General features: G+C 64.4%; 10 protein-coding genes. 5 read left to right on the top strand and 5 right to left on the bottom strand.

Going from position 1 to position 11,254, the window contains the following annotated elements; all coding sequences use genetic code 11:
• Positions 1-54 precede the first annotated feature (54 nt).
• The 3 genes from HV675_RS14090 (at position 55) to HV675_RS14080 (ending at position 4,011) form a co-directional block, all read left to right on the top strand.
• A complete protein-coding gene (locus HV675_RS14090) occupies positions 55-489 on the top strand; it encodes a GtrA family protein (RefSeq protein ID WP_175111535.1) in 435 nt (144 codons plus the stop codon).
• A 199-nt stretch (positions 490-688) separates the two neighbouring features.
• Positions 689-2,110: a UbiA family prenyltransferase gene (locus HV675_RS14085; RefSeq protein WP_175111534.1), complete on the top strand. Its 1,422-nt coding sequence runs from the start codon at positions 689-691 to the stop codon at positions 2,108-2,110.
• Between the two features lie 200 nt (positions 2,111-2,310).
• Positions 2,311-4,011 (top strand): hypothetical protein, encoded by a 1,701-nt coding sequence (locus HV675_RS14080; protein WP_175111533.1) that lies wholly within the window; start codon positions 2,311-2,313, stop codon positions 4,009-4,011.
• A 341-nt stretch (positions 4,012-4,352) separates the two neighbouring features.
• Here HV675_RS14080 and HV675_RS14075 read toward each other — a convergent pair whose 3' ends face one another.
• The 3 genes from HV675_RS14075 to gcl all read right to left on the bottom strand — a co-directional run bounded on the left by HV675_RS14075 (position 4,353) and on the right by gcl (position 8,121).
• Entirely contained in the window at positions 4,353-5,261 is a 909-nt protein-coding gene (locus HV675_RS14075; protein WP_175111532.1) for a 2-hydroxy-3-oxopropionate reductase, read from the bottom strand.
• Between the two features lie 58 nt (positions 5,262-5,319).
• Complete coding sequence (gene hyi, locus HV675_RS14070; protein ID WP_175111531.1) at positions 5,320-6,108, bottom strand: hydroxypyruvate isomerase; 789 nt, start codon at positions 6,106-6,108, stop codon at positions 5,320-5,322.
• Between the two features lie 228 nt (positions 6,109-6,336).
• Positions 6,337-8,121 carry a glyoxylate carboligase gene (gcl, locus tag HV675_RS14065; protein ID WP_175111530.1) on the bottom strand — a complete coding sequence of 595 codons (1,785 nt, stop codon included), beginning with the start codon at positions 8,119-8,121 and terminating at the stop codon, positions 6,337-6,339.
• A 167-nt stretch (positions 8,122-8,288) separates the two neighbouring features.
• On the opposite strand from gcl, the gene HV675_RS14060 reads away from it, so the two are divergent.
• Positions 8,289-9,200, top strand: a complete 912-nt coding sequence (locus HV675_RS14060) for a substrate binding domain-containing protein (protein WP_175111529.1) — start codon at positions 8,289-8,291, stop codon at positions 9,198-9,200.
• Positions 9,201-9,240: 40 nt separating this feature from the next.
• Here the strand turns inward: HV675_RS14060 and HV675_RS14055 are convergent, their stop codons facing one another.
• Positions 9,241-9,630, bottom strand: coding sequence for a cupredoxin domain-containing protein (locus tag HV675_RS14055; protein ID WP_175111528.1), 390 nt, complete (start codon positions 9,628-9,630; stop codon positions 9,241-9,243).
• 14 nt (positions 9,631-9,644) lie between these two features.
• Positions 9,645-10,547: a metallophosphoesterase family protein gene (locus HV675_RS14050; RefSeq protein WP_175111527.1), complete on the bottom strand. Its 903-nt coding sequence runs from the start codon at positions 10,545-10,547 to the stop codon at positions 9,645-9,647.
• Positions 10,548-10,692: 145 nt separating this feature from the next.
• Between HV675_RS14050 and HV675_RS14045 the strand changes: the two genes are divergently transcribed.
• On the top strand, positions 10,693-11,254 hold a 562-nt coding region (locus tag HV675_RS14045; protein ID WP_425496136.1), incomplete at its 3' end, for an RNA polymerase sigma factor.

Raw genomic sequence — 11,254 nt, 5'->3', positions numbered from 1 at the left:
CGCAAACGCGCGAAGCCTGCTGTCGCTTCGCGATGTTCGCCAGGCGGCGCCACGATGAGCGGCCCGGCACTCGCTGCGGCTGCGACGCCGCTTAACCGTTCGCGGCTCGTCGTGTGGTACGCGACATTCGCGGCATTGTCGATTGTCGCCAACCTCGCGAGCCAGAAGCTTTCGTTCTGGCTCTATAGCGGATGGCTTGCGGTGCCGTTGTCGGTATGCGTCGGCACCGGCGTCGGGCTCGTCGTCAAATACATGCTCGACAAGGCCTGGATTTTTCGCTACCCGCATCGCAGCGTCGCGCATGGCCTCCAGACATTCACGCTGTACGTCGTGATGGGGCTGGGCACGACCGCGCTCTTCTGGGCCGTCGAGTTCAGCGCGCAGGCCATCTTCCATACCGAGCCGGCACGCCTTGCAGGCGGTGCGCTCGGACTGACGCTCGGCTATCTCGCGAAGTACCACCTCGACAAGCGTTTCGTGTTCGCTTGAGCTCGCGGTGCGGTGCCGCACAGAGCCGCGCCGGATGCATCGATAGCATGGCCCTGGTCGTCGCGCATTCCGTATGCGGATTGCTCGCGACGACATCTTCCGCTGTTGCCGCCGTTCCGGATGCGAAATGAAGCGGGCCGTCCGGACCCGACTGCGCAAGCAGTGCGTTGAAGAAAAACGTCAGGTGAACGAGGTATTCATGGCGAATACGGCAATTCCGTTATGCGTCGATCTGGACGGCACGCTCACGCGTACGGATTTTCTTCTCGAAGGGTTCCTGGTGCTGGTGAAGCACAACCCATGGGCCATTTTCCTTTGTCTCGCGTGGCTGCTGCACGGCAAGGCGCATCTGAAAGAGCAGATCGCCAAACGCGTGACGCTCGATGTCGGCGTGTTGCCGTACAACAGCCAACTGGTCGACTATCTGCGCGACGAGCATTCCACCGGCCGGTCGCTGTATCTGTGCACGGCGTCCAATCATCGTTTTGCAAGCCAGGTGGCCGAGCACTTCGGCCTCTTCAAGGGCGTGCTCGCGAGCACCGCCGAGCGCAATCTGCTTGGCCGCAACAAGGCCGATGTGCTGGTGGCGGAGTTCGGCGACCAGGGCTTCGACTATTGCGGCGATGCGCTCGCCGACGTGCCGGTGTGGCGTCGCGCGCGCCGCGCGATCGTGGTCGGCGACCGGCATATCGCGGCTGCCGCGCGCAAGGTCAACGAAGCGATCATCTTCTTCGAAAGCAAGCGCCGCATCGTGCCGCTCGTGCTGAAAGAGATGCGCGTGCACCAGTGGGTCAAGAACGTGCTGATTTTCGTGCCGGTGCTGACCGCACACCGCTTCGCGGATCCGCATGTGATGCTCGAGGCCTGTATCGCGTTCGCGTCGTTCAATCTCAGTGCATCGTCGGTGTATCTGCTCAACGATATGCTCGACCTCGACGCCGACCGCCGTCACGAACGCAAGCGCAGCCGCCCGTTCGCGTCGGGGCATCTGCCGCTGTCGCTGGGCATCGTCGTGACCGTTGCGCTGCTTGCCGGCGGCATCGGGCTCGCGACGTTGCTGCCGTGGCACTTCGGCGCGGTGCTCGCCGCGTATCTGGCGGCAACCGTCGCGTACTCGTTCAGCCTGAAACGCATGGCGCTCATCGATGTGTTCACGCTTGCGTGCCTGTACACGGTGCGTGTGATCGCGGGCGGCGCGGCCACCGACATCACGCTGTCGTACTGGCTGATTCTCTTTTGCGTGCCGATCTTCCTGAGCCTTGCGATGGTGAAGCGCTACGTCGAGCTCGAGAGCATTCTGCGTCAGGGCAGAATGGAAGCGGCGGGGCGCGGCTATATCACGCAGGATATGTCGATTCTGCGCTCGTTCGGCACGTCCTCCGCGTATCTCGCGGTGCTGGTGCTCGCGCTTTATCTGAATTCGCCGGAACTCACGCAGATGTACCGGCATCCGCAGTTGCTGTGGGCGGTGTTCGCGCTGACGCTGTACTGGGTCAGCCGGATCTGGATGTTCGCGTTTCGCGGCCAGATGCATGACGACCCGATCGTGTTCACATTCAAGGACCGCGTGAGCGGTGCGGTGATCGGACTGTGCGCGATCAGCATGGTGCTGGCCATCTAGTACGACAACAGTGGGCCGCGGCGCGCACCGCGCCCGCGGCCAACCCGGGGGGAGCCGCGGCGCCGGAGCAGATCCGGCGGTCGCCGCGGCGTGACGATATTGCCCGCTCGCAAGCTCGCGTGGCGGCGTGTCCCCTCGACTGCCATCGGCCGCTCGTACAGCGGCCGCATCGTTCGATGCAACGGGCCGGCCGACGGTCGTTGCGCGAAGCTCACGACGCCGTTGGAGGACATGCGAAGATGGAAGCGGGCCAGTTTTACCGGTGGATGACGGGCGTTTTGCGTGGGCTGACCATCACGCCCGCATCATCGGCCAGCATCGAGGCGGCGCCGCCGATGCGCGTGCAGCGGGCGCGGTCGCAATCGATGGTGAGCCGTTGGAGCTCGACGCGATCTGCGTATTGTCTGGCGATCTTTATCGTGCTTGCCGCCGGCGCGCTCGCAGCCGGCGCGTTCGGCTTCCTGACGGTCGACTCGTGGAATTACCTGCATCTCGCGCAGTCGATCCGCGACGGCCGCGGCTGCACGGTCGACGGCGCGTACTTCGCGGTCTTCCCGTGCGGCTACCCGCTCGCGATCGCGTTGACGGCGCCCGCACACGATATCGCGAGCCTGATGCTGAGCAGCAAGGCGACCAACCTGATACTCGCGTTCGGCGGATTCTGGCTGTTGATGAAGACCTTCCGCAACGTGCTCGTGCCCGCGCTGATCATCATCAATCCGCTGTCGATCGGGTTGTATCAGTACACGTGGTCCGAAAACCTCTTTCTGTTCGCGTTTTGCGGTGCCGTGTACGCGATTTCGCGCATCCATCGCGGCGAAAGACGATACTGGAACGTGTCGTTGCTGGCGCTGTTCCTGGTGGCCGGCTGTTCGGCCCGCTACTTCTTCGCGCCCTTTGCCGCGGCCATCTTTATTGGCGTGTGGCTCGCGTACGGCAGGAAGACGGCGCTCGTCGCGCTGCCGGCCTTTGTGCTGTCCGCCGTCTTCTTCGTTGCGTACCAGAAGTTCAACATCCAGATGACCGGTTTCGGCACGGGCATGGGCCGCATTCCCGCGCCTGAGACGTTCGGTTTCCTGACCGTCAAGTTCGTCGTGCAGCTCGCGAAGGAAGGCGTGTGGTTCAGCGTCGCGGCCGTGCTGCTGCTTTGGCTCGCGAGAAAATATGGCGCGTGGCCGTTGCAACCCGGCCGTGCCGTGCGCGGCGATGGCGACGCGCGCGCTTGCCGGCTGCTGATGTTCTCGGGCGTCGCTTTTCTGCTGCTCGCGTTTTATCTGCGCACGCAGACGCAATACGATCTGTATTCGCCGCGGACGATCAGCTACGGGTTGACGTTCGTTGCGGCCGCATCGATCGGCATGATGACGCGCGCGCGGTCGCGCATTTACCCGGCGCTGCCGGTTGCGGTGTACGGCGTGTTTTCTCTGCTTGTCGCGCAAGACCTGTTGCTGCCGTTCCAGCTGAAAGACGCGCTTGCGAACGGCTATGTCTTTCCGCCGCATGCATTGGTTCGACACCACAGCGAAAACACGGACGCGGACGTTATCGTGAACTTGCGGCTGCCCGATGTGGCGCCGCTCGTCGATGGCTTCTACGGCCTTTACTATCCGCCGGGGAAAACGGTCCTCGAAATGCAGGCGGCGCCTTATCGCATTCCGGACACGGCTGCCGACCTGAAGTCGCGGATCGCGGACCAGCATGCGCGCTCCTGCGTAGTCGACTTCACGCCGTTCAAGACACGCGACGAGTTGCAGAACTATCTCGATCAGACGTACCCGGTGCAATTTCGCTTCGCGTCGTTCGCGCATGCGCCCGACACGATCGAGCGGCCGGATTTCGCGCCGTCGATGAAAGAGTATCTGTTGCGGATCTTTCAACCGGGACAGTATGTGCGGTGCTAGCCGTCGCGCAGGTGCGCTGCGCGCCGCAATGCGCGCGCATGCGGCAGCACGAGGACATCCGACAGGCGGACACCCGACGACGACGTCTGACCGACCAAGGCTTCCTCGTCGCCGCCGGGTGCCGCTGCGGACCCCACTCACCGCTCTCAGCCCAGAGCGGCTTGATTTGTCCAGTCCGCCGCGCTGCGCGCATCGGACCGGACGCCCCACCTGAGGGCTGCCGCGAGGAATCGTTCACGCGCCGGCTGTCGAACCGATCCACGTGCACGCCATGTTGCGGCAACCCGAGTTGCTGGCGACAAGGCGTTGCTTGCCCGATCGCCTCGATTGCGTGTTTGCTTCTACGCGGCCTTCGCGTCGCTGGCGGGCGCCTGCGCGACTTCGAAGTTCGCCATGATCTCGAGCGCGCGCACCATCGCCGAGTGATCCCACGCCTTGCCGCCATTCGCTGCGCACACGCTGAACAGCTGTTGCGCGCTGGCGGTGTTCGGCAGCGCGATACCGAGCTTGCGCGCACCGTCGAGCGCGAGATTCAGATCCTTCTGGTGCAGCTCGATACGGAAACCCGGATTGAACGTGCGTTTGGTCATCCGCTCGCCATGCACTTCGAGAATGCGCGACGCGGCGAAGCCGCCCATCAGCGCGCGGCGTACGCGTTCCGGATCGGCGCCCGAGCGTGCGGCGAACAGCAGCGCCTCCGCGACTGCTTCGATATTCAGCGCGACGATGATCTGATTCGCAACCTTGCAGGTCTGACCCGCGCCGTTATCGCCGATCAGCGAGACGTTCTTGCCCATCAGGTCGAACAGCGGCTTGGCCTGATCGAACGCTTTCTGCGGACCGCCGACCATGATCGTCAGCGTCGCGTCGCGCGCGCCGATTTCGCCGCCGGACACCGGCGCGTCGAGATAATCGCAGCCGAGCTCGTTGACCTTCTTCGCGAACGCCTGCGTTTCGAGCGGCGAGATCGAGCTCATGTCGATTACGAGCTTGCCCTTGCTCAGGCCCGCGGCGACGCCGTCATCGGCGAACAGCACGTTGGCGACATCCGGCGTATCCGGCACCATGATCACGACGATCTCGGACGCTTGCGCGACGGCGGTCGAATTCTTGACCACGGTCGTCGTTCTGGTCAGATCGTCCGGCACCGGGTAGGCGCCATTCACAATCAGCGTGTGACCGCCCTTGAGAAGGTTGCGCGCCATATGCGAGCCCATGATGCCGAGGCCGATGAAACCGATCTTTGCCATTGCATACTCTCCAGTGACATCCAGTAAAAGTTTGAAGTGCGGGTCAGCGTCGCTGCGTTCAGGCCGTTGCGCGCGCAAGCTGTTTGAGCCAGCCGAGTCCTTCGGTGGTCGTCTTGCGCGGCTTGTACTCGCAGCCGATATAACCCGCATAGCCGAGCGAGTCGAGCAGATCGAACAGGAACGGGTAGTGGATTTCGCCGGTGCCGGGTTCGTTGCGGCCGGGGTTGTCGGCCAGCTGGATATGCGCAATCGACGCGAAATTCTTTTTGATGGTCGCCGCGAGTTCGCCTTCCATCCGCTGCATGTGATAGATGTCGTATTGCAGGAACAGGTTGTCGGAGCCGACCGCGCGGATCACGTCCAGCCCTTCGGCGGAGCGGTTCAGCGCGAAACCCGGTATATCGTACGAGTTGCAAGGCTCGACCAGCAGCCGGATGCCTTCCTTCTTCAACGCGGCAGCGGCAAACCGCAGGTTGTCGACGATCGTCGCGCGCGCCTTGTCCGCATCGACGCCCGCGGTCGGAATGCCGACGAGGCAATTCAGCTGCGGCACCTTCAACGCTTTCGCGTATTCGATCGCGCGGCCCACGCCTTCCTGGAACTCGCCGACGCGATCCGGCAGGCACGCGATGCCGCGCTCGCCGGCTTCCCAGTTACCGGCCGGCAGGTTGTGCAGCACCAGCTTCAGGCGGTTTTGCTGCAGACGCTCGGCCAGTTCAGCGGTTTTGTACGGATAGGGGAACAGGAATTCGACAGCATCGAAGCCCGCGTTGGCCGCGGCGGCAAAGCGCTCGAGGAACGGGACTTCATTGAACAGCATGGTCAGATTGGCAGCGAATTTCGGCATTGTGTGTCTCTGGTCGGTCAGATGAACAGCGTCCCGCGGACGGCTTTTTCAGGCCGTCTCCGGCAGGTCCGGCAAAAACAGAAGCGACGAATCGGCGTGATGTCCCACGGCGCGCGACGCAGCGCAGCGCGCGCGGGTCACCCGACGTCGACTGTGCGAGCGCGCGGCATCGATCGCCTCGCTCGCCCGAGTCGGGCAAGCGGGCGAACGATCAGGCGCGACGCTCGCTCAGTCCAGCGCGCTGAGTGCGCTGATCGACGTCGGCGCATCCTTGTGCGATTCGGCGAGCTCTTCGAACTCGTTGACCGCGTCGATTTCCGTGCCCATCGAAATGTTGGTCACGCGTTCCAGAATGACTTCGACGACCACCGGCACGTTGAACTCGGAGAGCATCGACTGCGCTTTCTTCAGCGCCGGTGCGATCTCTTCCGGCTTGAACACGCGCAACGCCTTGCAGCCGAGACCTTCTGCGACCGCGACGTGATCGACGCCATAGCCTTCCACTTCCGGCGCGTTGATATTGTCGAACGCGAGCTGTACGCAGTAGTCCATGTCGAACGCGCGCTGCGCCTGACGGATCAGGCCGAGGTACGAGTTATTCACCACCACGTGCACGTACGGCAGCTTGAACTGAGCGCCGGCCGCGAGCTCTTCGATCATGAACTGGAAGTCGTAGTCGCCGGACAGCGCGACGATCGGACGCTGCGGGTCCGCCGCACGCACGCCGAGCGCGGCCGGAATGGTCCAGCCGAGCGGGCCCGCCTGGCCGCAGTTGATCCAGTTGCGCGCCTTGAACACATGCAGGAACTGCGCGCCCGCGATCTGCGACAGACCGATCGTGCTCACATAGCAGGTGTCGCGGCCGAATACCTTGTTCATCTCTTCGTAGACGCGCTGCGGCTTGACCGGCACGTTGTCGAAGTGCGTCTTGCGCAGCATCGTGCGCTTGCGCTCCTGGCATTGCTCGACCCATGCGCCGCGGTTCTTCAGCTTGGCCGCCGCTTTCCATTCCTTCGCGACTTCGACGAACAGTTCGAGCGCCGCCTTCGCGTCGGACACGATGCCGAGATCCGGCCCGAACACGCGGCCGATCTGCGTCGGCTCGATATCCACGTGCACGAACTTACGGCCCTTGGTGTAAACCTCGATGCTGCCGGTATGGCGGTTCGCCCAGCGGTTGCCGATGCCGAGCACGAAGTCCGACGCGAGCATCGTCGCGTTGCCGTAGCGGTGCGACGTCTGCAGGCCGACCATGCCGGCCATCAGCGGATGGTCGTCGGGAATCGCGCCCCACGACATCAACGTCGGGATGACCGGCACGCCGAGCGTTTCGGCGAATTGCACGAGCAGGTCTTCGGCTGCCGCGTTGATCACGCCGCCGCCCGAGACGATCAGCGGCTTTTCCGCGTCGTTCAGCATCTTCAACGCCGCTTCGATCTGCCCGCGGCTCGCCTTCGGCTTGTAGATCGGCAGCGGTTCGTAGGTCGCGATATCGAACTCGATTTCGGCCAGTTGCACATCGATCGGCAGGTCGACCAGCACCGGACCCGGGCGGCCCGAGCGCATCAGGTGGAATGCCTGCTGGAACACGCGCGGCACGAGCGCCGGCTCGCGGACGGTGACCGCCCATTTGGTGACGGGCTTGGCGATCGATTCGATATCGACGGCCTGGAAGTCTTCCTTGTAGAGGCGCGCGCGCGGCGCCTGGCCGGTGATCGCGAGAATCGGAATCGAATCGGCGGAGGCCGAGTAGAGGCCGGTGATCATGTCGGTGCCGGCCGGCCCCGACGTGCCGATGCACACGCCGATATTGCCGGGCGCGGCGCGCGTGTAGCCTTCGGCCATATGCGACGCGCCTTCGACGTGACGCGCGAGCACGTGGCTGATATTGCCCGCCTTGCGCATCGCGGAATAGAACGGGTTGATCGCGGCGCCCGGCACGCCGAACGCGGTGTCGATGCCTTCCTTTTCGAGCACGAGTACGGCTGCGTCGACGGCTCTCATCTTGGCCATGAATGTCTCCTCGGAGGGTCCTGCTAAGTGGGAAATGGGGCGTTCCTCGCACTTTAGGCCTGCCTCAAAGGTTTGATAAGATCACCCTGAGTTGTTTATTCCGATACAAAAAGTATCTAATCGATATCGGGCTAGCCAGCTTTAACAGGGCTGAATGGGAGACCGGGATGGACCGCTTCAAGCAGATCGAAACCTTCGTGCGCGTCGCGGATGCGGGCAGTCTCGCGGCCGCGGCGCTCGAGGAAGGGGTGTCGCCGGTCATCCTTGGGCGCCGTATCGACGCGCTCGAAAAGCGGGTCGGCGTCAAGCTGATGTACCGCTCCACCCGGCGGCTCGTCGTCAGCGAAGAGGGGGCCGCCTTCCTCGAACGCTGCCGTGGAATGCTCGCCGACTGGGATCAGGCGGAGAACGAACTGAGCGCCGGGCACCGCGGCGTGAGCGGCCATCTGATCGTGTCGGCGCCGGCTGCGTTCGGGCGCAAGCACGTCGCGCCGCTCGCATCCGCGTTTCTGGCGGACAAGCCCGAACTGCAGGTGTCGTTCAATCTGACCGACCGCGTGGTCGACCTCGTGCGCGAGGGCTACGACCTGTCGATCCGCATCGGCGGCGCGGTCGATCCGAACTTCGTCGCGGTCAAGCTCGCGTCGAACCGGCGCGTCGTGTGCGGCACGCCCGCCTACTTCGCGAGGCACGGACGGCCCAGAACGCTCGACGATCTGCCGCAGCACAATTGCCTCGCGTTCAACCTGCAAGGCGGGCAGAACCGCGGCTGGTACTTCCGGCGCAACGGCAAGCTCGTGACGGTGCGCGTCGGCGGCACGCTCGATTGCAACGACGGCGAGTTGCTGCACCGTTGGGTGTCCGAAGGGCTGGGGCTCGGCTGGCGCTCGACGTGGGAAGTGCAGCAGCAGCTCGTACGCGGCGAACTCGAAACCGTGCTCGACGAGTATGCGTTGCCCGATTACGACATTGTCGCGGTGTATCCGCAGCAGCGGTTCGTGCCGGCGAAGGTGCGGTATTTCATCGATTATCTGAAAGCGGCGTACGCGCAGCCGGGGTATTGGACGGGCGAGACGTAGCGGCGAAGGGCGACGGGGCAGTGCGCCGCCGCCCGCGCTTTCATCCGACGATCAGCGACCCGTTCATGGTTTCGTGCCCCGAGCCGCAAAAAATGTCGCACAGAAACTCGACGTTGCCGGCTTCGCCCGCCTGCGCCGCGAGCCGCACCGGCGGCCCCGGCGGCACGTCGGCGCGCACCCCGTATTGCGGAATCGAAAAGCCCATCGGGACGTCTTCGGAGGTCAGTTCGAACACGACCGACTCGTGCGGCGCGAGCTTGATCTGATTCGGCGTGAACACGAAGCGCTTCGCGTGCACCTGGATCACGCGCGGCGTGGCCGCCCGCGCCGGGATGCGCGACAGCGCCGTGAGCGCGGCCGCCGCGCCTGCCAGCATCAGCCATTTGCGACGGGCGGCATTCCGCGGCGCGTGGGGGGTGTTGGTTTGCATCACATGTCCTCAGGTCAGGTTGCGCTCGGGTTGCGGACCGGCATTTCGTTCAGCGCAAACGCGCGCGGCTGGCCGTTCACCTCGACCTGGCGCCAGCCGAGCCCGCGGTAGGGCGCCGCCGCATCCCACGGCACCGGCAGCCGCTTTTCCTGCGAGCCGGGCGCAGGCAGCGGGAACATCAGCGAGCGCGCCGCGTGGTGCGCGATATTGCCGGTCATCGTGTGATGCTCCTGATGGATGTGTCCGTAGAACACGGTGACGTTCTGGCGCCGCGTCAAGACGTCGATCACCTGCGCGCCGTCGCGCGTCGCCCAGTCCCATTGCGGCGCGAGGTCGAACAGCGGCCGGTGCGTGAAGACGACGATGCGCGCGTCCTGCGGCTGCCGGTCGATATCGGCGGCAAGCCACGCGATCTGCTCGGCGCCGACGCGGCCCGCCGGATCCGACACGTTGTCGAGCGTGATGAAGTGCACGCCCTTGTGGTCGAACGTGTAGTGAGTCGCGCCGAAACGCTCCTTGTAGGCGGCGCCCGCGTCGAGGCTCGCATCGTGTTCGCCCGGCATCAGATAGAGCGGCTTGACGTTCAATTGCGCGACGATCGTCTCGAACTGTTGCATCCGTTCGCGGCGCAGCATCGGGTCGTCGGTGGTGTGCGTGAGGTCGCCGGTGAAGATCACGAAGTCCGGCTTGACGGGCAGCGCGTTGACCGCCGCGATGGCCTTCGGCAGCGTGCCTTTCGCATCCGGATTGACGGCCGGGCCTTCGAAGCCCCAGTGCGAATCCGATAGCTGGACGAAGTAAAAGTCCCGGTCGCGCCCGTACGTGAAGCCGGGCAGCGCCGACGCGAACGCTGCGCCGCCGACCGCGGCCAGCTTCAGGAAATCGCGCCGTTTCAGATGACGAAGGGTGGTTTGCATGGATCGCTCCTCTCAGGTTCCGGTTGCCTGTCGAACCTGGCGGCGAGGTTTTTTATTCCCGCTTTATTTTTTGCGAATCGCGCGCGGCACGGGAATAAACTCGTCGCGTAGCCGGTATAGCAGCCGTAACGTTCGGAGGGCTCCGGTGATCGAAACCGACAGTGATGCCGCACAGCGCAGCGCCCGCTTCCAGCAGATGGCGCTGCCGCATCTCGATGCGGCTTTTAACCTTGCGCGCTGGTTGTGCGGCAATCCGAACGATGCCGAAGACATCGTGCAGGACGCGTATATGCGCGCATTCCGCTATTTCGACATGTTCCACGGCGACAACGCGCGACCGTGGCTGCTCACGATCGTGCGGCGCACCTGGTACAGCGAATGGCAGAAGCGCGAGATGTCGCGCCATTCGGTCGAGTTCGACGAGAACCTCGACGATGCGATGTTCGAAGGCTGGAGCGAGCCGCACGCCGACCCCGAGACGCTGATGATGCGCGACCAGGACGCGCGGCTCGTGCACGAGGCGCTCGAGCAGTTGCCGGCCGAGTATCGCGAGGTGATGGTGCTGCGCGAACTGGAGGAGCTCAGTTATCGCGAGATCGCGACGATTGCGGACCTGCCGGTCGGTACGGTGATGTCGCGGCTTGCGCGCGGACGGCGCCGGCTGGCGGCGGCGCTCGCGTCGCTGCAGGCGCGCGCGGTGGGCGGCA

It is taken from the genome of Paraburkholderia solisilvae, assembly GCF_902859875.1.
Classification (GTDB): domain Bacteria; phylum Pseudomonadota; class Gammaproteobacteria; order Burkholderiales; family Burkholderiaceae; genus Paraburkholderia; species Paraburkholderia solisilvae.
This window is presented reverse-complemented; position numbering and strand designations above follow the sequence as displayed.